Source organism: Echinicola salinicaeni, assembly GCF_014280965.1.
GTDB classification, from domain to species: Bacteria; Bacteroidota; Bacteroidia; order Cytophagales; family Cyclobacteriaceae; genus Echinicola; species Echinicola salinicaeni.
The window spans coordinates 357,846-382,433 of the sequence record NZ_JACODZ010000007.1; the positions used below are offsets into that span (position 1 = coordinate 357,846).

20 protein-coding genes and 1 rRNA gene are annotated in these 24,588 nt (G+C 38.5%); 12 read left to right on the forward strand and 9 right to left on the reverse strand.

Going from position 1 to position 24,588, the window contains the following annotated elements; all coding sequences use genetic code 11:
• Positions 1-23: 23 nt before the first annotated feature.
• Complete coding sequence (locus H7U17_RS15660) at positions 24-2,537, reverse strand: FtsK/SpoIIIE family DNA translocase (RefSeq protein ID WP_186757685.1); 2,514 nt, start codon at positions 2,535-2,537, stop codon at positions 24-26.
• Positions 2,538-2,601: 64 nt separating this feature from the next.
• A complete protein-coding gene (locus H7U17_RS15665; RefSeq protein WP_186757686.1) occupies positions 2,602-3,642 on the reverse strand; it encodes a quinone-dependent dihydroorotate dehydrogenase in 1,041 nt (346 codons plus the stop codon).
• Positions 3,643-3,907: 265 nt separating this feature from the next.
• On the opposite strand from H7U17_RS15665, the gene H7U17_RS15670 reads away from it, so the two are divergent.
• The gene (locus H7U17_RS15670) at positions 3,908-6,277 is read left to right on the forward strand and encodes a glycoside hydrolase family 95 protein (RefSeq protein ID WP_186757687.1); all 2,370 of its coding nucleotides are present in this window, start codon (positions 3,908-3,910) and stop codon (positions 6,275-6,277) included.
• 125 nt (positions 6,278-6,402) lie between these two features.
• Here H7U17_RS15670 and H7U17_RS15675 read toward each other — a convergent pair whose 3' ends face one another.
• Positions 6,403-7,377 (reverse strand): c-type cytochrome, encoded by a 975-nt coding sequence (locus tag H7U17_RS15675; RefSeq protein WP_186757688.1) that lies wholly within the window; start codon positions 7,375-7,377, stop codon positions 6,403-6,405.
• A 941-nt stretch (positions 7,378-8,318) separates the two neighbouring features.
• Here H7U17_RS15675 and H7U17_RS15680 point away from each other — a divergent pair.
• Genes H7U17_RS15680 through H7U17_RS15695 form a run of 4 tightly spaced genes read left to right on the forward strand, consistent with a single transcriptional unit; the run spans position 8,319 to position 14,856 of the window.
• Positions 8,319-11,510 carry a SusC/RagA family TonB-linked outer membrane protein gene (locus H7U17_RS15680; RefSeq protein WP_186757689.1) on the forward strand — a complete coding sequence of 1,064 codons (3,192 nt, stop codon included), beginning with the start codon at positions 8,319-8,321 and terminating at the stop codon, positions 11,508-11,510.
• An 11-nt stretch (positions 11,511-11,521) separates the two neighbouring features.
• Complete coding sequence (locus tag H7U17_RS15685) at positions 11,522-13,060, forward strand: RagB/SusD family nutrient uptake outer membrane protein (RefSeq protein ID WP_186757690.1); 1,539 nt, start codon at positions 11,522-11,524, stop codon at positions 13,058-13,060.
• A gap of 22 nt (positions 13,061-13,082) precedes the next feature.
• Positions 13,083-13,721: a fasciclin domain-containing protein gene (locus tag H7U17_RS15690; RefSeq protein WP_186757691.1), complete on the forward strand. Its 639-nt coding sequence runs from the start codon at positions 13,083-13,085 to the stop codon at positions 13,719-13,721.
• Positions 13,722-13,749: 28 nt separating this feature from the next.
• Positions 13,750-14,856: a DUF5007 domain-containing protein gene (locus H7U17_RS15695; protein WP_186757692.1), complete on the forward strand. Its 1,107-nt coding sequence runs from the start codon at positions 13,750-13,752 to the stop codon at positions 14,854-14,856.
• A gap of 85 nt (positions 14,857-14,941) precedes the next feature.
• On the opposite strand, the gene xerD is transcribed toward H7U17_RS15695, so the two are convergent.
• Entirely contained in the window at positions 14,942-15,847 is a 906-nt protein-coding gene (gene xerD, locus H7U17_RS15700; protein ID WP_186757693.1) for a site-specific tyrosine recombinase XerD, read from the reverse strand.
• 117 nt (positions 15,848-15,964) lie between these two features.
• Here xerD and aroQ point away from each other — a divergent pair, with 117 nt between their 5' ends.
• The 5 genes from aroQ to H7U17_RS15725 all read left to right on the forward strand — a co-directional run bounded on the left by aroQ (position 15,965) and on the right by H7U17_RS15725 (position 19,348).
• Positions 15,965-16,384: a type II 3-dehydroquinate dehydratase gene (gene aroQ / locus H7U17_RS15705; protein WP_186757694.1), complete on the forward strand. Its 420-nt coding sequence runs from the start codon at positions 15,965-15,967 to the stop codon at positions 16,382-16,384.
• Between the two features lie 16 nt (positions 16,385-16,400).
• Positions 16,401-17,456, forward strand: coding sequence for an aminotransferase class V-fold PLP-dependent enzyme (locus H7U17_RS15710; RefSeq protein ID WP_186757695.1), 1,056 nt, complete (start codon positions 16,401-16,403; stop codon positions 17,454-17,456).
• 57 nt (positions 17,457-17,513) lie between these two features.
• Positions 17,514-18,092, forward strand: a complete 579-nt coding sequence (locus H7U17_RS15715) for a MarC family protein (RefSeq protein WP_186757696.1) — start codon at positions 17,514-17,516, stop codon at positions 18,090-18,092.
• A gap of 69 nt (positions 18,093-18,161) precedes the next feature.
• Complete coding sequence (rnhA, locus tag H7U17_RS15720; protein ID WP_186757697.1) at positions 18,162-18,617, forward strand: ribonuclease HI; 456 nt, start codon at positions 18,162-18,164, stop codon at positions 18,615-18,617.
• A gap of 11 nt (positions 18,618-18,628) precedes the next feature.
• Positions 18,629-19,348, forward strand: coding sequence for a tRNA1(Val) (adenine(37)-N6)-methyltransferase (locus H7U17_RS15725; RefSeq protein ID WP_186757698.1), 720 nt, complete (start codon positions 18,629-18,631; stop codon positions 19,346-19,348).
• Positions 19,349-19,352: 4 nt separating this feature from the next.
• Here the strand turns inward: H7U17_RS15725 and H7U17_RS15730 are convergent, their stop codons facing one another.
• On the reverse strand, positions 19,353-20,690 hold the full coding sequence (locus H7U17_RS15730; protein ID WP_186757699.1) for a saccharopine dehydrogenase family protein: 1,338 nt from the start codon (positions 20,688-20,690) through the stop codon (positions 19,353-19,355).
• 130 nt (positions 20,691-20,820) lie between these two features.
• Here H7U17_RS15730 and H7U17_RS15735 point away from each other — a divergent pair, with 130 nt between their 5' ends.
• Together H7U17_RS15735 and H7U17_RS15740 are read left to right on the forward strand one after the other, a co-directional pair.
• Positions 20,821-21,300 carry a cytidine deaminase gene (locus H7U17_RS15735; RefSeq protein WP_186757700.1) on the forward strand — a complete coding sequence of 160 codons (480 nt, stop codon included), beginning with the start codon at positions 20,821-20,823 and terminating at the stop codon, positions 21,298-21,300.
• A 6-nt stretch (positions 21,301-21,306) separates the two neighbouring features.
• Positions 21,307-21,942, forward strand: coding sequence for an alpha/beta hydrolase (locus H7U17_RS15740; RefSeq protein ID WP_186757701.1), 636 nt, complete (start codon positions 21,307-21,309; stop codon positions 21,940-21,942).
• Between the two features lie 18 nt (positions 21,943-21,960).
• Here the strand turns inward: H7U17_RS15740 and H7U17_RS15745 are convergent, their stop codons facing one another.
• The 4 genes from H7U17_RS15745 to rrf form a co-directional block, all read right to left on the reverse strand.
• Positions 21,961-22,737: a ThuA domain-containing protein gene (locus H7U17_RS15745; protein WP_186757702.1), complete on the reverse strand. Its 777-nt coding sequence runs from the start codon at positions 22,735-22,737 to the stop codon at positions 21,961-21,963.
• Between the two features lie 27 nt (positions 22,738-22,764).
• Positions 22,765-23,526: a M15 family metallopeptidase gene (locus H7U17_RS15750; protein ID WP_186757703.1), complete on the reverse strand. Its 762-nt coding sequence runs from the start codon at positions 23,524-23,526 to the stop codon at positions 22,765-22,767.
• Between the two features lies 1 nt (position 23,527).
• Positions 23,528-24,280 carry an SDR family NAD(P)-dependent oxidoreductase gene (locus tag H7U17_RS15755; protein WP_186757704.1) on the reverse strand — a complete coding sequence of 251 codons (753 nt, stop codon included), beginning with the start codon at positions 24,278-24,280 and terminating at the stop codon, positions 23,528-23,530.
• Between the two features lie 178 nt (positions 24,281-24,458).
• A 5S ribosomal RNA gene (rrf, locus tag H7U17_RS15760) occupies positions 24,459-24,570 on the reverse strand.
• Positions 24,571-24,588: the final 18 nt, after the last annotated feature.

A 24,588-nucleotide genomic window follows, 5' to 3' on the forward strand; every position in this document is an offset into this window, starting at 1 on the left:
TCTATTTTAGGCTTTATAGCATTTTAGAGGTTACTCAATAACTGTTCCAAACTAACTTCATCCTGAACCAACACTTCTCTTGCCTTACTCCCTTCAAATGGCCCTACCACACCAGCTGCCTCTAATTGGTCAATGATCCTACCTGCACGGTTATAGCCTAGCTTCAGTTTTCTCTGAATCAATGAGGTACTACCCTGTTGATGCAAAACAATCAGTTTGGCTGCATCCTCAAAAAGTGGATCTCTATCAGACAAGTCAACATCACCTACATTACTATCTCCATCCTCACCCTCAAATTCAGGCAATATATACGCATCACCGTATCCACGCTGTTCTCCGATCCATTCACAGACAGCCTCCACCTCCGGTGTATCCAAAAAGGCACATTGCAAACGGATCACATCAGACCCCTGAGAAAGCAGCATATCCCCCATACCGATCAGCTGTTCAGCACCGCCGGCATCCAAAATGGTCCTACTGTCCACTTTTGAGGTAACCCTAAAGGAAAGTCTTGCAGGGAAATTGGCCTTTATAATACCGGTTATTACATTTACTGATGGTCGCTGAGTCGCTACCACCAAATGAATACCGATGGCCCTTGCCAGCTGTGCAAGTCGGGCAATAGGTGCTTCAATTTCCTTGCCAGCAGTCATCATTAAATCGGCCAATTCATCTATAACCAATACTATATATGGCATAAACTTATGCCCTTTGTCAGGGCTAAGCTTTCTTGCCACAAATTTGGCGTTGTATTCTTTAAGGTTTCTACATCCCGCATCTTTCAAAAGGTCATATCGATTATCCATCTCGATACAAAGGGAATTCAGCGTATAGATTACCTTTTTGGTATCAGTAATAATAGCATCTTCCGCATTCGGCAATTTAGCCAAGAAATGCCGCTCAATTTTGTTGAAAAGAGTAAGCTCCACCTTTTTGGGATCTACCAAAACAAACTTAAGCTGAGCAGGGTGTTTCTTATAAACCAGTGAAGCCAAAATCACATTTAAACCTACTGATTTACCCTGTCCAGTCGCACCAGCCATCAATAGGTGAGGCATCTTCGCCAAGTCCACGACAAATACTTCATTTGAAATGGTTTTCCCCAAGGCAACAGGAAGATCCTTATCACTTTTCATGAACTTTTCAGTACCTAAAACAGACCGGGCAGCTACCAACTCCCTGTTTTTATTAGGCACTTCTATACCGATGGTCCCTTTACCTGGTATCGGTGCAATGATCCTAATCCCCAATGCTGCCAAACTCAAGGCGATATCATCTTCGAGATTTTTGATTTTCGAAATCTTCACTCCTGGATCAGGGACAATTTCATATAAGGTGACGGTAGGACCGATAGTGGCTTTGATTTCCTGAATACCAATTTTGAAATTCACCAAAGTCTCTACGATCTTATTTTTGTTTTCTTCCAGTTCTTGCCTGGTAACAGTCACTTTTTGTTGGTCATACTCATTAAGAAGATCAATGTTTGGATACTGATAAGAAGCCAAGTCCAAAGTAGGATCATATGGATCTAAATTTTCCACCTCACTTACCGTCTTTTCCTCCTTGGCCGCTTTCTCTACTGTAAACCTCTTTTCACCTTCTCGCTCTTCCTGCACTTTATCCTCACTGACCATGGCCTGGTCTTCAATATTAAAAGCAGGTTCTGGAGAGCTTGGTTTGTTCTTCGTAGGTTTTTCATTTTTGATGGTCCAACTTTGCCCATCATCTTCCTCTTCCACTAAATCCTCCTCTAGGTCTGCAAGGCCTTCTGTATTTCCTTCTTCCAAAATAGCTGAAGCATTTTCTGTGGCAGCGCCGCTCTCCCTTTCTGTTGAAGCCGCTGAAACTGCCAATTCAGCATCCATTTGTCCCTCATCATCGCTTACACTCTTCACATCTCCCTGTAACCATTCAATATGTGTTATATTGAAGAAAAACACGACAAAGATCAGCAAGGAACCAAATATCAAAATAAAGGTTCCCCAACCCAAAAATTCATCTGAAAGCACCGCCATCTCATATCCAAAACCTCCACTTAGGAATTGAAGGTAATTAAAGCCATCAAGAATATGGACCACATAACCTAACAACAATCCAATCCAAAAAATAAAAAACAAACCAAAGGCACTGTATTGGGTCAGTGGAATCAAGGTCTTCTTAAAGGCCCATTTAAATCCAAGGATAAATAGAAATGGAGGCAAGAGGAATGCTGCCAAGCCAAACCACCTGAATATCAACCAATGTGAAATCCAAGCACCCGCATATCCCAGCCAGTTTCTTGCTTCGGCTGCATTTTCCCTAAAAGACACGCCTTCTTCACTTACACTAGTGACCACGCTTTGATCCGAAGGTCCAGTAAACAAGTAACCTAAAAATGCAAAAAACAAAAACGCACCAACCATCATAAACAAAATACCGAAGGATAACGCTATTTTTTTATCCTTAAGGGCATCTATGGAAAAATTAAAAGATCGTTTCTTCTTTTTGGCTTTTTCTTTCTTTCTGAAGGTATTTGATTTATATGTATTTGAAGCCATAATTCTTCAATGATCCACTTTTAATGAACAATAAGATAATTGTAATCTTGAAATATAGAAAATATCAGCGGCTGTAATACTTTTTTAAGCCTTTTTTAATTCTCTTCATCAGCGCTGGGCCTTCATAAATCATACCTGAATAAACCTGTACCAAACTTGCTCCAGCCTCTAGTTTTTCTATAGCATCCTCAGCACTGAAAATACCTCCGACTCCGATAATAGGAAAGGAATGATTGGAATTTTCTGCCAAATATTTAATTACCTCTGTGCTTCTTTTTCCCAACACCTTACCACTTACACCTCCAGCACCTATTGCTTCTACTTTTTCCTGCGGAGTCCTCAGTTTACTCCTGTCTATGGTGGTGTTGGTAGCTATTACCCCATCAATTTTAGTTTCTTGAACAATGGCTATAATATCATCTAATTGACCGTCCGTTAAGTCTGGAGCTATTTTAAGTAATATTGGCTTTGGATGATCCATCTGATCATTCTTCTCCTTAATGGAAAGCAAAAGCTTTTTGAGCGGTTCTTTTTCCTGCAAATCCCTAAGATTTGGGGTATTTGGAGAACTCACGTTAACCACAAAATAATCCACATAGGGATGAAGTGCCTTAAGACAAATAAGATAATCATCCTCGGCTTTATCATTTGGAGTCACCTTATTCTTTCCAATGTTCCCTCCAATCAACACCTTGGACTTTCTGTTCTTAAGCCTACTGATAGCGCCTTCCACTCCGCCATTATTGAAGCCCATTCGGTTAACCAGCGATTCATCTTCTGGCAACCTAAAAAGCCTAGGCTGCGGGTTGCCATCTTGGGGCTTGGGAGTCAAAGTCCCTATCTCAATAAACCCAAAACCCAGCATGGACATCTCATCTATTAGCTTAGCATCTTTGTCAAATCCAGCTGCAAGACCAACAGGATTTTTGAATTTCAAACCAAATACTTCTCTCTCCAATGAAGGATCTTCAAAATAAAACATGCGCTTGATAATCCCCTTGACAAGAGGCAAATTGAAGGCCAATTTGGTCATTGAGAAGGTGAAATGGTGGGCATCTTCAGCACCTTTTCTAAAAAGAAAAGGCTTCATTATGGACTTATACACAGACATCATGGATTAATTTTAAAATGCTAAATTAATTGAAATCAATGGAAAGCTATATCAAATTGATGGTTTCATAAGAAATTAATTCAGCAATAAATTGATAACTCCTTTTGCCTTAAGTTTTCACAAGAACACAAAGGGCGCTTGCACTAAAACTTAAATGATTAAATTAGCCCAGCAAAAGGATGCTTTTGCCTTTTATTATTAATGGCATTTCAACAACAATAATCCCAAACAATATATAGGACACTAGACATATTTACCAATGAAAAAGATTTTTATCATCATTTATTGTTTTTCAACACTAATCAACCTTTCATGTACACCAAAAGAAGATTCAAAAACCAACACTAAAATATGGTATAAACAACCTGCCAAAAACTGGAATGAGGCCTTGCCTGTTGGAAATGGCCGACTGGGAGCAATGATTTATGGAAAAACAGACATTGAACATATTCAGCTCAATGAGGATAGCCTTTGGCCTGGGGGACCAAACTGGGGCACATCTCAGGGAAATCCAGAAGACCTCAAAGCCATACGTAAGTTAATCAAAGAAGGAAAAGTACATGCGGCGGACAGACTAATTGTGGAAAAGTTTTCAAAGGGAAGAGTTGTAAGATCCCATCAAACCATGGGCGATCTATTTATTGATTTTGACAGGCAAGCTGAAATCGAAAACTATACCAGAGACCTAAGTTTTGATAATGCATTGGCTACTGTCAGCTATTCTGTAGGTGAATCTTCTTTCTCAGAACATGTATTTTCTTCCGCTGTAGATGATGTCTTGGTAATTCAACTTGAAACGGATGCAAAAGAGGGAATGAATTTTGACCTAAGCCTAAGTAGACCCGAAGACAAAGGTCATCCTACAGTAATGGTTTCAGTTCCCAACCAACATGAATTGGTGATGTCTGGAGAAGTCACTCAGTATGGTGCCATCCTACAAGGCAAGCCTACTCCATTAGAATCGGGGGTAAAATTTGAAACTCGGCTAAAAGTCAGCACCAAAGGAGGCAACTCAACTGTAAAAGGAAATTCACTCTCTCTCACAGGAGTCAATGAAGCGATCATATATATAGTTTGCAACACTTCATTCTATAGCCAAGACTTTAAAGCAAATAATGAAGCCACCCTAGCTAAACTTGAAAATAAATCATTAGATAACATTCTGAAAGATCATAAAGATGATTTTTCAGAACACTATAATAGAGTCAGCATTGACTTGGGAAATCATGAATTGGACAGCTTAGCTACGGACGAAAGACTACAATTAGTTAAAACAGGTAAAAAAGACGCAGGATTAGCTGCCACCTTATTTCAATATGGTAGATACTTACTAATCTCTTCCTCTAGACCTGGCACTAACCCTGCAAATTTACAGGGGATTTGGAATGAGTTCATTGAAGCACCTTGGAATGCTGATTACCATTTAAACATTAATCTACAAATGAATTACTGGCCTGCAGGGCCTACCAATTTAGCAGAAATGCAATTACCCTTATTTGACTTTGGAGACAGATTAATTGAAAAAGGAAAAATCCTCGCTAAGGAACAGTACGGTATCAACAGGGGCAGTGTCATCCATCACACCACTGACCTTTGGGCGGCACCTTGGATGAGAGCAAACCAACCCTACTGGGGAGCATGGATTCATGGAGGAGGGTGGCTCGCTCAGCATTATTGGGAGCACTATAGGTTCACCCAAGACATGAATTTTCTTAGGGACAGGGCCTATCCTGCATTGAAAGCCTTTGCGGCCTTTTACCTGGATTGGCTAGAACTGGATGAGGAAACAGGACGATACGTTTCCTACCCCGAAACATCTCCAGAAAACTCCTACTTTGCAGAGGACGGAAAGCCTGCTGCCGTTTCATATGGAGCTGCAATGGGACACCAAATCATTAGGGAAGTATTTGACAACACATTGGCAGCAGCTAAAATCTTGGAAATTGAAGATGAATTAACCGATGAGATAAAAGTAAAAAGGGAATCTTTGACTTCAGGCATCAAGATAGGACCTGACGGCAGATTATTGGAATGGAACAAAAGTTTTGAAGAACCTGAAAAAGGGCACAGACACATGTCCCATTTATATGCTTTGCACCCCGGTGATGATATCACAATATCGACCCCTGAGGAATTTGATGCCGCTAAAAAAACAATCAGCTACCGGCTGGAACACGGAGGAGCAGGCACCGGTTGGAGCAGAGCCTGGATGATAAATTTCAATGCTCGACTTCAAGATCAAGAAGCTGCCGAGGAAAACCTATATAAGCTCCTAGAAGTATCCACTGGAAATAATTTATTTAACCTTCACCCTCCCTTCCAAATTGATGGTAATTTTGGCTTTACTGCTGGAGTTGCAGAATTATTGGTACAATCTCATGAAGGCTTCATCAGGATACTTCCTACTCTGCCACCAAGCTGGAAAACTGGAACTATAAAAGGCCTAGTAGCAAGAGGAAATATTGAAGTGGATATAAAATGGGAGGAAGGCAAACTGGTCAAAATTGGTTTGCTAAGCAAATCTGATCAAAACAAAGAAGTTCTTTATAATGACAGGAAAGTCTCTCTGAACCTTACAAAAAATAAAAAGGTTTGGCTGGACACCGATTTGAACTTGATTACGGAATAAAACATAACCCCTTGATGCTCTTTAAAAAGTTATGTTTCCAAAAGAAAAATAAAGAAGTTGGGATTCAATTAGAATCCCCAACTTCTTAGAAGTGATTAATCCACTTTTTCAATCTATTAATATACTTAGTTTGCAAATGACACTTTCTCCACCTGATTTTTCACAGGCTCCAAAGATTTCAAATATTTATAAATGGCCCTTAGATCCGTCGTATCCATCCCAGCATACATCACCCAAGGCATAATGGTCTGAAAGTCTCCCTGCTTTACTGCAATATTTTGGAACGGATCAGTTTCATACTTTTTAAAAAGTGCTACGAAGTTATCCTCAGATAAATCACCTATACCTGTCTCATCCGCAGTCAAATTTGCAGAACGAACCACTGTTCCATCAGGAAAAGGAAATTCCCTGCCACCCCCAAGTCGCGGCCCTATATATGCTCCATTCTCAAAATTAGTATGACAATCTGCACAAGCTCCTGCAGTCACTAAATATTCCCCATATTTTATCACATCTTTTTTGGGAGGCATTGGTTTTAATTCCGCAGGTTGAGGAATTGTATTCAAGATCAAATTCATTGGAAAATCTGCCTTAGAAGAAGGCAAATCATTCTGAACAGGCTCTAAAGTCCGAATATAGGCAATAACAGCTTTTATATCTTCCGGATCCAACTTACCATAACTTTGATAGGGCATCACAGGAAAAATGGGATCTCCATTCTTCTTCACCCCTGTGGTAATCAGCCTAAAAAGTTCCCCATCTGTCCAATCTCCTATGCCAGCAGGCGTGATATTAGGAGCTATAAACACTCCCGGAAACCCCATGGAATGATCAAATTTATCCCCTCCTGCTCCTAAAGTATTAGGTTTTGGAGGGCCTGAAAACAGGGAAAAATCCCTTTGCGCATGACAATCCATACAAAGCATAACATGGTGTGCCAAATACTCACCTCTGGCTATCTGTTCAGCATCTGCTACTATTTCAATTTCTTCAGGAGCATCTATATTGGGCAAACCCAAGCTTACGTAGACAATCCCCACTCCAATAACAATTAATAGTACAGCAAGAATGTAAATAACAATCTTAAAAAACCGTTTCATATGTCGTTTGTTTACAAAATATGGTAGAATATACGTAAAATTATTTTACATACAAAAAAATATATTTTAAACACATTATTCAGCAAAAAAACGACACTTACAAGAACCCAATCTCATGATCTCAATTCCGTACTATCGAAATAATCCATACTATACCTAACATCATCCACTTTTAGCAAAAAGCCCTTATTGAATCAAGCTATCACTTTTAACATTGCCCATCAAAACATAACCAAACCATTGCCCTTTATAGTCTTACTTTCTTTAGCAAACAAGAAATAACAACCATTCGAAACATCAATTTTCTTTTTGATTAAAAAAGAAAAAGAAAATTTTTTATTTTTTTTCTTAATAAAAATACTAGAAACCGATAACACTGTTCAAATAGTACTTTCAGCTTTAAAAAAATGACTCTTAAACACTTGTAGGCCTTTTCACCTAAATATTGACAAAATCTTCGATTCATTAATAAAGCATTTTACTTTATCGAATAAATGAAATATAAGAAGTGTTTTGAAACTAAATAACGGATATAATTTTATGTTTCGTAACATATTACTTATATTCAAAACCACAAAAGTTAGTTATGAGAAAAGATTTAATGCATTTGAAAGGAAATCTTCAATGCATGAATTGACCCAAAATCACTTTAGCTAATACAATACCCAAACCCTAGCGCCCTGGTATCTTAATCTGATGCTTTAACGCTTTACCTAATTCGATTTTTTTAAAAATCACAGTTTCTACATTGATACACATTATAGGAACTCTTGACTATTTCATTCAGCTCTATCAAAGCAATGAATTAGTCAACTTGATGTATAAAGAAAAAGACAAATCAGGTAGGTTTTGAGCAGTCTTGATTAAGGTTTACTGAGAATAGACAAAACGTTGTCATTCTTTATTATGAAAAATTTTAACAAAACTAAGACTACTAAAAAATGTTAAAAACTCTACTAAGTTTTTTATTTATCACCTGTCTGAGTGGACTTGTTGCAGCTCAGACAATTTCAGTAAGTGGGACTGTCATCGATGCAGCGTCCCAAGAACCCATTCCCGGTGTAAACATCCTAGTTAAAGGCTCCACCAAAGGAATGGTTACCGACATCGATGGAAATTTTAAAATCGGCGTTGAAAAAGGAAAAACGCTAATATTTTCATTCATTGGCTACCAAGCCCAAGAAAAAACGGTAAACAATGATCAAACCTTAAATATCTCTTTAGAAGCTGAAGAATCAGAGCTTGAGGAATTTGTGGTGGTTGGTTACCAATCTGTGATCAAAAGAGACGTTACAGGTGCAACCAACAGTATCAAAGGTGAAGACTTGGAAGCTATTCCAGTTACCAATGTAGCTTCGCTAATAGGTACTCAAGGAACAGGTATCCAGACGGTCAACGTCAGTGGTGCTCCAGGTGCCAGAGGAGCCTTGATGATTAGAGGTAATACCACAGTATCAGGAGGCCTTGATGGTGGAGAAAGATTTACTGCCTTCAGTACCCCGCTTTATGTGGTAGATGGTGTACAGACTTCTTTGGAAGATCTTGCTGGATACGGTGTTTCGAACACTGATTATCTAGCCTCACTAAACCCTAATGATATTGAAAGTATTGATATCCTTAAAGATGCATCAGCTGCTGCAATTTATGGTTCCAGAGGTGCAAACGGGGTAATTATTATCAAAACAAAAAAAGGTGCTGCGCTTGACAAGCCTCAATTTGATTTTTCTACTAGTATAGGTTTTCAACCAATTCCTCAATTGGTGCCTATGTTAGCAGGTGCGGCAGAAAGAAGAGAAAAGATGGGCATGTTGGAAAAATGGTGGGATCATGACTTCCTACTTTCAAACAATGTACCAATGATGTTGACAGATAGCATCAACCCTGCTTTCAATAATAATGTTGATTATCAAGGTTTATTCTATCAAACTGGTGTTTCTCAACGCTATAACCTGAGTATGAGAGGAGGAAGTGAAGCCTCTAATTACCGTGTTTCCTTAGGGTATAATGATGACAAAGGGGTTATCAAAGCCACAGGTTTCAGAAGATATACCCTTAATGCCAACATGAACATGAAGGCAGGGAAAAGATTTAACAACCAGTTTATCATCAACTCTTCTATAACTGATAATAAAACTGGACAAGGAAACCCAGGAGGAGGTTCATTTAACTTGGACAATAGTCTTCCTACAAGTCCTAATAACCTGAACTCTTCTCTATTTTCAATTACCGACGAGAAGATTCAGTCGCTTGAAGGAGAGTTGGACGAGAAGTTGAACACAGATGAACAGCTAAAAGTTACTTTTTCAAACTTTGCTCAGCTAAAACTGATTGATGGTCTAAAGCTTAATTCTCAGCTTACCTTCCAGTATGATGCCAACAAGAAAAATTTCTATGAGCCTTCTTCCATTAGACCAAACGGAGACGGTTATGCAGCTTATTCACTTTATACCAGAAAGAACAACGCATCTGACCTGTACATGGACTATTTCAAGACCATAGGAAATCATGAAATTACAGCTATTGCTGGTAACAGAATAGACTATAATAAATATGAAGATATGGGAATCAATGCCGTTGGCTTTGGTAGTGATGCCATTCAAGTTATCAACAGCAGATATGAGAAAGATAATATTGGAGGCTTCACGGACATCAGTGCAAATGCGCTTGTTTCCTATTATGCTAGATTCAACTACAAATTCAAAAGAAAGTATTTAGTCAGCGTCAACTACAGTAGAGATGCTTCTTCAAGATTCGGTAAGGATTCTCGTTGGGCAAACTTTGGTTCAGTATCCCTAGGCTGGGTATTCTCTGATGAGGCTTTTGTACAGGAAGCTGTGGGTGAATGGTTAGACTTTGGTAAACTTCGAGGAAGCTGGGGTATCAATGGTAAGCAATTTAGCCAAAACTTCTTAAGATATGGCGCCTATGACCTAGGATATGGAGGATTGTCTGCAGGATTAGGATCAAACCAAATGAGTGTTTCCTCCTATGGAGGTATCACCGGCGTAGTACCTAACTATAACGCCATTGGTAATGACCAACTTTCATGGGAACAATCAAGACAATGGAACTTAGGTTTTGATTTGTCCATGCTAAATCAAAGATTGAACATCACCTTTGATGCCTATAACAAAAGTACTGACCGCCTATTCTTCGATATTGCATTCCCTTCTTATTCTGGATACAATAACGCCAAGGCCAATGTAGCAGGCGTACTTAACTATGGTTGGGAAGGTCAAATTCGTTATGATATCTTCCCAAGAGCTAGTGACTGGAAATTAGAACTTACTGCTGGTTTTGCAAGAAACGAGAACTTTGTTAGTGCATTGCCTAATGGTAACAGAGATTATATTGTCGGAAGCTACGGTTATATTGTAGGTAGACCACTTAACCTGTACAAAGTATTTATCAATGATTATATCATTGATAATTTGGAGCAACTTCCAGTAAACCCTTACACTGGTGAACCACTTACAGGAAAATCTGCCTGGGCTTCTATCAGACCAGGATTGCCGATATGGGAAGATATCAATGGTGATTACCTATTGGATGAAGCAGGAGACCAGATCATGTCCCTTGATTACTCTCCAGTTCCTGATATCCAAGGTAACTTCAACGTTAATTTCCGTTACAAAGGATGGTATGTTCAGGCTTATAGCCAGTTCTCCTTTGGTGCAGATATCAAAAACACCGTCCTCAACAGCTATATGGACAGATATGACAGAGGTGGTAACGGTTGGGCCACATCAGGTCTAGCGGATTTAAGTGAGTATAGTTTCTGGGAGCAACCTGGTGATGGTGCTGCAGGTGTACGTTTCCCTGCCCTATTCCCTGCTGGTGGAGGAGAAAGTCCTTTCTATGCATTTAGAGGTAACCAAACCATGTGGATAGAAAATGGAGATTATTGGAAAATTACCAATGCCTCCGTTGGATATAACTTCAACAAAAATTCCATCATTAATGACTGGGGATTAAGTAGGTTGAGAGTTTATCTTTCTGTTCTTAATCCATACCAATGGCAAAGATCAAAGTCGATTGTTGATGCCTCTATGGTGGATGCCCGCGGTCATGTATTGGGCAATGGCTACCCTCAAGCCAGGACATTTTCCGTTGGTCTAAACGCTAGATTCTAAAAAACGAAACGATGAAAAAATTAGGAAAAATAAACATAGCCATATTAACGCTATTTTCGACGTTAATCTTTAGCTGCAACAGTATCCTTGACCAAGAGCCGGTTAGTATTACACACCCTGACGTCTACTGGAGCTCTCAAAGTGAAGCAGAACAAGCTTTGGCAGGATCATACGCCTTATTCAAATATGCGATGACCTATCAAGCGAATTTTTTGCACTGGGGAGAATTCCCTGCAAAAACCTTGATGGACAGTAAATTCTGGATTACCAACTATATTGAAGGAAGTGGTAATTATGTTTTACCCTACAGGGGAAACACTCAGGAATGGAAACATTTCTATAGAGCAGCCAACTGGGCCTACACCATTGAGCAGTATGTAGAAGGAATGCCTGAAGAGCTATTCACCACTTCACAGGAAAAAAACAGAATCTTGGGTGAAGCAGCGTTTGTAAGAGCCTTATCCTACTTCTATATGACTAGAATCTGGGGAGAAATTCCAATCGTACACGAATCGATCGAATCCTCAGATCAACTGATCACTGAAGACGGATATATCGTTGAAGTTGCTAGATCGAAAGAAAAAGAAGTACTAGAGTATATCCTTGAAACCACTGAAAAATCAATAGGATTACTGGAATATGCCAGTCCAGGATCAAACAATTGGGCCATCACTGCCAACAAAGCAAGTGCAGAAGCACTTAAAGCCCACGTACTTCTTTGGTATGCAAGTAGAGAGGGTGGTAATAATGAGTTAGTACAACAAAGTATTGATGCTGCCACTTCTGTGATCAATAATAGTAACACGAGCCTTGTGGATTATGTTACAGAAGGTCAAGAAGGTTTCGAGAAAATGATCAAAGGACAATCTAAAACTGGTCTTTTTGAAATCAATATCAATGCAGGTATGGATGAGTCTTTTAGATTGAGCAAAGGTGGTGGAAATCACACTGGTATGACCTTGGACCAACCTATATTGAACGGAAACAATGGAGCAGGTCCAAAAGGGAACCCAGATTTTTATGGGTTTGAATTCATGATCGAACCAGAAAGAGAAAATGATGTAAGAAAGGAATTGTTCTTTAATGAATTTGATAAAATGGGTAACCAAACCTTCCCGCTCAAATATTCATTAAGTTCTGATGATCCTGCATCTGAAGATCCTTACGCAGTTTTCTCAGAATCTAACATTCTTATCTTCAGACTTGCGGACATTTATCTATTGAGAGCAGAGGCTTACACTAAGCTTGGCCAATATTCTGAGGCAATTGAAGATCTTAACCTTATCCGTAGCAAAGCAGGCGTACCAGATTATTCAGGAACACTAGATGAGAGAGGACTAATCAAAGCTATTTTCGATGAAAGAGCGATTGAATTAGTAGCAGAAGCACATGTGGCTTATGACCGAATCAGAATGGATTATTTTGAAGGCGTTTCTTGGATGAACAGTGATAGAAAAGCCAAGGATGGTTATTTCTGGCCAGTTTCCATTGATGTAATTTTAAGGAATCCTTCCATAGTTCAAACTGAATATTGGCAAGGACGTTTGTAATCACCCTTTAAAATAAAGAATAATGAAAAAATATATCTATATACTAGTTATATCTCTCGGCTTCATTTCATGTATTGATGAAGATTACCTAGAGGATGGAGGAGTAAGTAGTCCATATGTAGGCTCTGATACCTATACCTTTCTAAAATCACATTCGCAGTTGGACACGCTTGCGTTATTGATCGAAAGAGCAGACCTGATAGATGAGGTAAATGGAGAAAACACCCTGTTTGCCCCTAATAATCTTTCTATCCAAAAATATGTAAACGCCGTATTGGCAGACATGAGGGAAGAAGATGCTGAAGCTGAATTCACCGTAAATGACATCCCAATGGATACTTTACAAAAATATATGGGCGGTTATATTTTCCCTGGAAAAATCACCAGAGAAGACATGACAATGGAAGGTGAAATTTTGACTGCATTAAATGGTGAGCAAAAAAGAATTTCTCTTGAACCAAGAGAAGAATACACTAACCAATTGAGCAGCTTTCCTGAATATGTGTTTTTCACCTATAAAAATGGTGAGGAATGGGATGAATGGGACAGTATTGATGATGATGATGTAGTCATAGTCAGATCATCTAATTTATTGTCCACCAGCGGAGTAATACATGTATTACAAGGCACCCATATCCTATTTAATTATGATAGTGAGTAAATCATTATTCAACCAAAACACTTTGAAAATGAAAAAAGCATTATATCAAATATTAGCATTATCATTTTTGGGAGTGGTCTCCTGTACCCCTCCTGAAATAGGTTATTTGAGTGATAACGTTCATTCTACTCAAGATACCATAACCGTTGCAAGAGGAGCTTTTTCTGTTTCTGCACGTCCAGCAATCGAAAACTCCACAGCCCCAATGAAATGGGAAATTGTTGGCTTCACAGATATGGACGGTAATCCAAACAATGAACTACTGGAACCCCATGAAATCCGCATTTGGAAAGAAGCTTTTAACGGCGATACTGATACTACCCTAGCACTTGCAGAGGCAAAACTAGAGCTTTCAGAAGAACCATCCATTATGATGAATGAAGTCAGTGGAGAATTCGCCTTTACTCAAGCTACAAAGTTTGTTCAAAACGACCTTTTCAAGGCTGATGTACAAGTTTCTAATATCAAAGGGACAAAATTGCTCCAAGACTACACGGTTATTAAACTGGAGCCATTTGAAGCAGTAGAGTTCCCTACAGAAATGAGATCTCGTTTGATATTAGACTCGGATGAAGGCAGTACTATTGCCCACACAGGTGTAATTTCAGGATCTGGCGATGAAAATATCCCTAGTGTCCTTGATGGTACCAATCCTTACTTCTCTATACAGAAAGTAAGCAACGAACCTGCTAACTCTGTACAAGTAGATATGATTATCCAAGATAGCTATGGAAACGCTTTAGATACGGATGAAATCACCTTTTACCCAAGTGGATCGTCCTATCTACAAAATTATCATGACAACTCTGTAGAAACCGTTGAAGGAACCAAAAAGACTTCTTTCTTTTTACCAGCTCCTCCATTTCCACAATATGCCAGGAACTATAGCGGTAATAGCTCTTACTTGATGTATTACCTATCCAAGGGCAGTGCCTTTGTTGTGGACACTGAAGCTTACGAAGCAGATAATGGACCTAAAACAGATGCTGAATGGGAAGAATTCTGGGCTCCGTTTAAAGATCCTGAAACAGGTAAAATCAGGAACCATGCCTATATCAGATGGGGTGTTAAAATCAATGATACTGGTACATGGGAATTGAAAATGAATATCCCTTATACTAAGTTGGATGAATAAGCGGAATCATTTGACGCTTTTATGCTAAACATTAAAACCAGCCATTACAGGCTGGTTTTTTTTTTATTTGTCTACCCAAAACGACTTATTTTCTTGGGTGAAATTCTGTCAACACCTGCCTTAAATATTCACGATCAAGATGTGTATATATCTCTGTAGTAGTAATACTTTCATGCCCCAGCATCTCTTGTACAGCGCGGAGATCTGCCCCTCCTTCTATTAAATGCGTTGCAAAGCTGTGCCTAAAAGTATGGGGACTGACCTTTTTATGAATCCCCACTTCTGCTACAATTTTCTTTATCATTAAAAACACCATTACCCTAGTTAGCTTTTTGCCCCGCCGGTTCAAGAAAACATACTCCTCATGACCTGCTGCTATTTTTTGATTACGGCGAATTTCTTTTAAATAAATTTGGAGATACTTTAAAGCATCTTTCCCTACTGGCACCAACCTCTCCTTATTCCCTTTACCAATAACCCGTAAAAATCCAATATCCGTAAAAACATTTGAAAGTTTCAATTCAGTGAGCTCTGACACCCTAAGACCACTACTATACAACACCTCAAGTATTGCCCTATTTCTATGGCCTTCAGCCTCTCCTAACTTAACTCCTTCCAATATTTGGTTGATTTCATAATAGCTCAAGGTATCCGGTAATTTCCTACCCAACTTAGGAGCTTCCAGAAGTACCGCGGGATCTTCTGAAATTATATCCTCATACATCAAGAATTTAAAAAATGCCTTTATTCCAGAAATCACCCTAGCTTGTGTATACTCTGAAACTTCCATGGATGCCAATTCATGAACAAAAGACCTCAAATGTTCCAGTTGTAGTCCTGAGAGTTTTAGATCAGGATAATTTTCCTTGAAATGATGGGCCAATCTTTTTATATCCTGCTGATAAGCAGAAATTGAATTCTGACTCAAAGACCGCTCTATCTTCAAATAATAGACAAACTGCTTGATATATTTTTCCCAATACCCATCCATACAAAAATATTTTGATCCAAAGATAAAATTTAAGCTTGGCTTTTTTGTCCAAATCAACTGGCATATACTTAACTTTGCCCAATATTTGGAAGTAAAAGCTAAAAACCATTTTATATTTTGAAGATACTGATAATAAACGGCCCAAACCTAAACCTTTTAGGCAAGAGAGAACCAGAAATTTATGGAAAGCAGTCCTTTGAAGAATACTTTGAAACCCTTCAAAAGACCTTCCCAAAAGTAGAATTATCTTATTACCAAAGCAATATTGAAGGAGAACTGGTAGATAAAATTCACGAAGTAGGCTTTAATTACGATGGAATTTTACTCAATGCAGGGGCTTACACCCATACATCCGTAGCTATATCAGATGCTATTGCCGGAGTGACGACTCCTACCTTAGAAATTCATATTTCTAATATTTACAAAAGAGAAGAGTTTCGTCACAAAAGCATTATTTCAAAAGAATGCGTGGGCATGATAGCTGGGTTAGGCCTAAAAGGTTACGAATTAGGTCTACAGTATTTTCTTCAATCATAACAAACCTCCAATACAGATGATCACATTTTCCCCAGGACCTTCCAAGGTCTATGACAAAGTAGCAGAATACTTACAAGATGCTTTTAATCAAGGCATATTAAGTGCTAACCACCGTAGTGCTACATTTATGAACCTCTATCAGGAAACGGAAACCCTGATTAAAGAAAAACTTCATGTTCCCGATGATTATAAATTGCTTTTCACATCAAGTGCTACTGAAAACTGGGAAATCATTGCCCAGTCAATTGTTGAGCAAGCAAGTTTCCATATTTATTCAGGTTCTTTTGGTAAGAAATGGTTGAACTTTGCCTCCCATTTAAACAAGGAAACTGAATCACTGAAACTGGATACTGAAACAGAATTGGACGTAGCCGCTCTGGATATTGACGAGAAATTTGACCTTATCGCAATTACCCAAAATGAAACATCCAACGCCACAGAAGTGAGCAAGGAATTGATTGCTGAGCTAGGTCAAAAATACCCCAATAAAATGATCGCTGTGGATACCACCTCTTCCATGGCTGGGATTGAACTGGACTTCACCTTGGCTGATATTTGGTATGCATCGGTACAAAAATGTTTTGGGCTTCCTGCTGGCCTGGGCATCTTGATACTTTCCCCAAAGGCCATAGAAAAATGTAACCATAAGGGAGAGGCTGGCCGATACAATTCACTAAGTTTCATACTCCAAAATGCAGCCAATTATCAAACGCATTATACCCCAAATGTCTTGGGAATCTATCTATTGAAAAGAAGCTTGGAGGATAGACCGGAAATACAGGAGACTGACCAACTACTTCGAGAAAGAATGAGAACTCTGGAGAACACCATTGCCAATTCGGAAAAATTGATGATGCTTGTCCAAAACCCAAAAACCAGAAGTAAAACAGTTATGGGAATTTCAGGAAAGGAAGAATTTATCAAGGAAATTAAGGCGGCAGCTGAAAAGGCAGGAATGCAAATGGGGAGTGGTTATGGCCCGCTAAAGCCTACCAGCTTTAGAATAGCTAACTTCCCTGCTATCAGTGATGCTGAGTTCGATAAATTAACTAAATTCCTAAAAGAATATTAATTCAAAATCTGAAATTATTCCAAATTAAAATTTTACTTTTGCGGCAAAATTTTAACAATGTTTGATTTCAAAGAAATTCTATCGGTCACACTGATCCTATTTTCGGTGATTGATATTTTGGGTTCTATTCCCATCATTATCAACCTGCGTCGAAAATCAGGGCATATTCAGTCTGAAAAAGCGACCATTGTGGCAGGAATCCTCATGGTCCTTTTCCTCCTGTTAGGAAAAAACATCCTCAACCTATTTGGTATTGGGGTAGATGACTTTGCCATAGCAGGTGCATTGATCATTTTTGCATTAGGCGCAGAAATGATCTTAGGCATTGAAATTTTCAAGCCAGATCCTGAGGCTGATGCTTCCAGTACTTCTATTGTTCCTATTGCCTTTCCTTTAATTGCAGGTGCAGGAGCAATGACTACTATTTTGACCTTAAAGTCAGAGTTTGCTCAAACAAATATTGCTATTGGTATTTTAATCAACCTCGTAATAGTATATATCGTATTGAAAAGCACGAATTGGCTGGAAAAAAAGCTTGGGAAAACTGGCCTAGATGTATTGAGAAGGATTTTTGGAATCATCCTACTATCCATTGCCATCAAAATTTTCAAAACGAACCTTTTTGAGGCACTCTAATAGTCATTTAATATTTGATGAAATAAAGTGTCAGCTAGAAATGGCTGACATTTTTTTATACTTTTGAACATGATTTTAATTTACACTGACGGAGCAGCAAAGGGGAATCCTGGAAATGGAGGTTATGGTACGATTTTGAAATTCAGACAGCATGAAAAGGAGCTTTCTGAGGGATTTCGACTAACTACCAATAACCGGATGGAACTGCTAGCAGTAATCAAGGGGCTTGAAGCCATTAGGGTAGAAGGTATTCCTGTCAAAATCTATTCAGACAGCAAATATGTCGTCGATGCCATTACAAAAGGTTGGATATGGAGTTGGCAAAAGAAGGGATTCAAAGACAAGAAAAATGTGGACTTATGGAAGCGTTATATCCCATTACACAATAAATATAAGCCGAAATTCCAATGGGTAAAAGGACACGCAGGGCATCCAGAAAATGAACGATGTGACCAGTTGGCTGTAGATGCTGCAGAATCAAAAAAGCTGCTTATAGACGAGGTTTATGAGCGAGAAAACGGTTAGTTCCAATTATAATGGCCAATAATTATTTCCAATTTAAGCAATTCACTATTTATCAGGACCAATGCGCCATGAAGGTCAGTACAGATGCAGCTGTATTGGGAGCTCTGGCACACCAGTCACAACCTAACAATATTCTTGATATAGGTTGTGGGACAGGAGTAATTGCTTTGATGTTGGCACAAAGGTTTAAAAAAGCTCAAATTAAAGCATTGGAAATTGACGCTAAGGCCTTTATTCAAGCTGACCAGAACATCAAAACAAGCCCTTGGTCAGACAGAGTGAATATTGAACAGGGTTCATTTCAAGATTTTTCAAAATCTGAGATTGGTAAATTTGAACTTATCGTAAGCAACCCTCCTTACTATACCAATCATAATAAATCAAAAAATGACCAGCGTAACCTTGCGCTCCACAATGACCAATTACCCTTTGGTGACCTGATAAAAGGTGTCATTAGATTACTGGATCCTCAAAAAGGCCAATTTTGGGTAATTCTTCCTCCCAATCAAATGAAGGAACTGGAGAAAATTGCTGTTTTTTTTAACCTCTCCCCAGAAAAATTCTATGCATTAAAGGATAGATCAAGCACCAAGATTTTAAGACATATCAAATCCTATTCCTTCAATAAATCTTCAGTCAAAGATCCAATAACCATTTGTATTAAGGATGAAAATTTCAATTATACCCCTGAATACAAAAGCCTATTAAAAGATTTTTTAATGATCTTCTAAAGAATCATTCATAGCAAACCTCTTCTTTAAACCCTATTCCTTTTTCTGCAAGCTTCCTCAAAATAGGTCTATAAATTTCCACTTTGGTGGGCAAATATAATCCAGTCAATTTGATCTCTCCTTGCAAAAACATATCCACAGCTATCGCAAGTGGTAATCCAACTGTTTTTGCCATTGCTGTATAATCTCTATTCTCTCCTTTTATCACCAAGCTTGATTGGATATGTTTTTTTTCTTCGTTGGCTGTGATCACTTCAAATTGATGCTGCATCACCACCATATCATGATCGTCAGCTTGCATGGCCCACTTTTTCTCCAAAATAACTTGGAGCATTTCTGCAGGACTCCCCTTAAGTAAAGGTAAGGCCTCATTACTGAAAAGACCGAGCCACTCCAGCTTATATAAAATCTCACTATCTACCCATGGTAATAAGTTCTGTAACTTTTCTTCGGCCTTATGAACTGGATCAAATGGTAAAAAGGCATTGAAAAATTCACGCATAGTGAAACCCTCTGGAAGTTCTACTTTAAAAGTATCATCAGTTAAACCTAGCTGAACCAGAACATCCCAACTTTTACAAAAACCAGCTCTCCTTAAAGTACCCCTAATGATCGTAGGAATATTCTCCAGCCCATAAACCGACCTATAACCCAATGAATTCCTGTTGGCATATCCATCAAACTCCCCCACTTCATCAAAATTCACCGCATCTGTCCTTCTAAAAAGCATATGGTAGGGGACAAATTTATATTTTCCATTTCTGATAAACCGGGATACTCCCTGACCTGCCAGAACTACATTTCTGGGATTCCAGGTAAACTTATATTTCCAAGGATTATCCTTTTCACTTTCTGGAGAGAGCACTCCACCACAATAAGATTTAAAAAGTACAATAGTACTCCCACCAGCTTTTTCCTCATCAATAATTTTCATGGCAGACATATGGTCAATCCCAGGATCTAAGCCACATTCATTAAGAAAAAAAAGGCCTTTTTCAGCTACTTCTTGCCCTAAAAGACGCATCTCTTCTGACTCATAGGAGGCAGAGAAGAAATGTTTCTCCAGCGCAAGACAGTCTTTTGCCACAAATGGATGTAAAAAAGCGGGAAGCATTGACACAACTACATCTGCTCTTGAAATGACCCCTCTCCTTTCCTCTTGGTTCTCTATATTCAGCTGAATAGCTTGGCCTCTGTTATGGGACATAAGCATTTTTTCAGCCAAGTCAACTTTTGCATCAGCGAGGATCAAATTATAATCCTTAATAGTGCCTTGTTCAAGTAAATAATCTACCAAAACACGGGAGGATTTTCCAGCACCGATTACTAAAATCGTTTTCATTTTGTTATTATTGTGGGTTTATCGAAGATGCCAAATATTTTTATATTGAAGAAATTTATCCTTTTAAATCCTTAGACTAAAGGTTAAATTATCAATCTATTTAAATAGCATACCCTATTTCAAAATCTTGATGGCAAAAAAAATCTCAAAAAGTGTTTGTTTACACATCCTTGAACAAGGAGAACTTGACGACGGGGAATTGGCCTTGATATCATTGGCAGAAAAATCAATGAAAAAGGCCTATGCACCCTATTCCAAGTTTACAGTTGGCGCTTCCCTGCTGTTAAAAAACGGTGAGATGCTTTCTGCCAATAACCAAGAAAATGCTGCCTTCCCCGTTGGAATATGTGCCGAGCGTGTGGTACTTTCCTATGCCAATGCCAATTTCCCTGACCAAGCCCCTTTAAAACTTGCTATCGCTGCTCAATCAATCAGAGACGAGGAATACTCCCCCATTTCTCCTTGTGGACTTTGCAGACAGACAATCAATGAATATGAGCTAAAATTTAATCAGGAGATAGAAATCTATATGCTAAATCCCTCAGGGCAAATATTTAAAGCTGACAATATCAGTCAGTTGCTACCCTTCAAATTCAATAATTTCAAATAAATAAAGATGTACCAAGAAGTCAGCTTTCAAAGTAAAGCCTCTTTTTTAACTTCTCATACACCTACTGGAGAAGAAAATGAAGTCTGGATCGTACTACATGGATATGGCCAACTAGCTCCCTTCTTTTTAAGAAAATTTGAATCCATATTTGATAAGGACAGATTGATCATTGCTCCTGAAGCCATGAATTATAATTACTTAAAAGGATTTACAGGAAGAGTTGGGGCCAATTGGATGACCAAGCATCAACGGGAACTTGCCATAGAAAATAATAACCAATTTTTAAATGCTGTTTTAGAACAAATACTGGGTAATTTCAAGAAGCTACCAACGATCAATATTCTCGGCTTTTCACAGGGAAGTGCCACAGCTACCAGATGGGCAGCGCAGTCGAATAGAAAAATAAATAAATTGATATTATGGGGTGGGGGCATTGCACATGATATCGATCTCAGCCAGGTTCATAATGCTTTGCATAACACGCCCATTATTTTGATCTGGGGAGACAATGATCCCTTCCTCACGGAAGAACGATTATTAGAGCAAGAGACGATTATGAAAAGATTAAACCTTAAAAAAGAAAAAATCTCCTACAAAGGCGGCCATGATATTTATGCTGCCGTTTTGAAGGAGATTCTTTAATTGCTACAGGATAGATTATTACTGAAGTGGATAGCCTTTAGCAGCCCACCATATTCCTCCATAAAGGTGATTAAGGAAATCAGGATCTTCATAAGCTGCTTCAACGTGACCTAAACCAGTATAAAACACCCTTCCACCATCATATTCATGATACCAGGCGATAGGGTGAACATCTCCCATCCCCATCTTCTTGCCATTTCTTGTACCTACATCATAAGTACTTTCATCTAATTGCAACAGGATATTTACATCTGCATTGAAGTTTTGATATTCATATAACTCATCTGTCCATAACCAATATTTATTGGCTAAATGATAAGTTGATGGGTGATCAGCATCCATTACTTTAATCCTAACGGTTTGCTGGGCAGGATGGTGCTTAAACTGTCCTCCAATCATTTTGGTATACCATTCCCAATCATATTCAGTGTCGGTAGCACTATGAATTCCGACCACTCCTTTACCCGATTGGACAAACCTAATAAATGCAGCCTTTTGCTCTTCATTTAATATATTCCCAGTAGTACTGGCCAAAATAATCAAATCATATTTGGCTAAAGACGCGTCTGTAAAAACAGCAGCATCTTCAGTAGTATATACACTAAAAACCCTGTCTCGTGCCATATCCTTAATCGCCTTAACTGCATTGGGAATAGACTGATGTCTAAACCCTTGAGTTTTACTAAACACCAAAGCCCTGAATTGGCCTTGAGCATATGAATTGGCACTTACTAATAAAATTAAGCTTAACATCAAAAAGCCCATCTGAAGGACTTTATTTTTCAATAGGTTCATTGTTTGAATTTATTATTATAAAATATATTAAGGTACTATTTCAAATTTAGATTTTGCCTCTTTTAAACTAAAAGCATTAAAATGCCACCATTCTGAGCCAATACCGGTAAATCCGCCCATCCTCATAGCTGTACGAAGTATTTCTCTTCTCTTTATATGATCTTTACTAATTTTTCCTGCAGCTAACATTTCGGCTTCCCGATCAGGATAAGCGGGATAACCAAAAAAATCATAATTTGTCCCTAGATCCAATGCTTCCCCAGTATCCTTATTTGCCAATGTAAGATCTATGGCAACACCGTAATTATGCAAACTGCCCTTTTGGGGGTTGGCTACATACAAAGGTTTAATACTATCTGGCTTATCCAAATTATCCCATAAGATCTGTTGAACGGACCTAGGCCTTACACCATCATAAATCAAAAACGTTAATTCGGGATAATGAACTCTTAAATACGCTAACGAGACCTTTAACTTTTCCACAGTTTCTTTCTGCAAATAGCAATTAGTCAATGGACCATAAACATCTTCACCAAAAAAGTTATCTGTAGTACTATACTTCAAATCTACAAACACCTCTGGCAATTCACTTTTAACATCTACCAATCCCGCATAAATAAGTCCTTTTTCAAGACCACTAATAGTATCTTTCTCTATTTCTACAATATCACCTACAATTATTGAATCGTTATTGTGTGTTTCTAGACTGACCTGATCATCCTTTTTAGAGCTGCAAGAGCCATAAAACAATACTAAACCCCAATATAAACATGTATATAATCCACGCATATTATTTCCTATATACAGTGTTACTGTTGGCTTGATCACCTGCCAATACCGTAATATCTGTCATAACAACATGTTTAGGCCTCGTTACAGCAAAGGTGACTATATCAGCAATGTCCTCAGCTTTCAAAGGAACAAAGCCATCATATACTTTTTTTGCTTCATCTTCATCTCCTTTAAATCTCACTAGAGAAAATTCAGTTTCCACCAATCCTGGGTGAATCCCTGTTACCTTTATACCATGCTTGGTGAGATCAAGCCTCATCCCTTTAGTGATCGCGTCAACAGCATGCTTTGAAGCACAATACACATTACCGTTAGGATAAACTTCCTTGGCCGCAATGGATCCTATATTGATAATATGTCCGGATTTTCTGGTCCGCATCAAAGGCATAATTTGCCTTGAAACATACAATAAACCTTTAACATTGATATCCATCATCGCATCCCAATCATCTACATTCCCTTCATCAATTGAATCCAATCCATGTGCATTACCTGCATTATTAATTAAAACATCAATTTCCTTCCAAGATGCATCCAAGGATTGGAACGCATCTTCAACAGCTTTCCTATCACTCACATCAAATACCATATAGTGATAATCAATATCTACTGCCAATTCTTGTTTTAATTCTCTAAGTCGGCTTTCTCTTCTACCAGTAGCAATAATATCATATCCTTCTTGAGAAAGGCTTATTGCACACGCTCTACCTATTCCTGATGTAGCGCCAGTAATTAATGCTATTTTTTTCATAATAAAATGAAATTTATTTAAAAGGTAATTTAAAAAAGAATCTGTTTAGTATAGGTAGAAAAAACAAAAAACTAAATATCATTTTTTATAGATGGTAAAAGAAAAAAACAACGTAAAACATAAACCCTATAAAACGCAAAAAGGCCCTTCCACGTGATGTGAAAGGGCCCATGATAAGTGAGGGCGGCGACCTACTCTCCCGGGTGTAACCCCAGTACCATCGGCGCGACAGGGCTTAACTTCTCTGTTCGGGATGGGAAGAGGTGGATCCCCTGCGCCGTACCGCCCAAATTCTTCTGGCTAGGTCG